We start from the raw sequence: 470 nt of genomic DNA on the forward strand, positions 1-470 counted from the left end.
ACGGCATGCCCTACGCGCTGTACGGCCTGGTGGGCGTAGCCTCCGCGATTGCCGCGCTGGTAATGGTCTCCTATTTCGGCTCCGCGCGTTCGGATCTGGGGCGCGATTTGCTGATGCCCGCGCTCACCGCTGCCGTGCTCGGCGGGGCCAATATCTACGGTGGTTCAGGTTCGGTTGTCGGTACAGCGCTGGCGGCGCTGTTGGTGGGGTATCTGCAGCAGGGTTTACAGATGGTCGGCATCCCCAACCAGGTGTCGAGCGCGCTGTCAGGGGCGCTGCTGGTTGTGGTGGTGATGGGACGTTCGCTGAGTCTGCACCGCGAGTGGGTGCGTTCTCTCTTTAGAAAACTATCCGGAGCGTAAGATGAAAACAAAACTGTTCGTCCTGGCAATGGCCCTCAGCTTCGCCTCGGCGCAGGCGGCGGACCGCATTGCCTTTATCCCGAAGCTGGTGGGCGTGGGCTTCTTCAC

The 470-nt window shown here is 62.3% G+C and carries 1 protein-coding gene and 1 pseudogene; both read left to right on the forward strand.

From position 1 onward, the window contains the following. A partial coding sequence (locus tag DOU50_RS00090) for an ABC transporter permease subunit (protein WP_416202931.1) occupies positions 1 to 362 on the forward strand: 362 nt, incomplete at its 5' end. A gap of 1 nt (position 363) precedes the next feature. Continuing rightward, positions 364 to 470 (forward strand): annotated as a pseudogene (locus DOU50_RS00095) (autoinducer 2 ABC transporter substrate-binding protein); the annotation flags it as partial.

This window comes from Enterobacter sp. C6 (assembly GCF_008122455.1).
Lineage (GTDB): Bacteria > Pseudomonadota > Gammaproteobacteria > Enterobacterales > Enterobacteriaceae > Enterobacter > Enterobacter pseudoroggenkampii.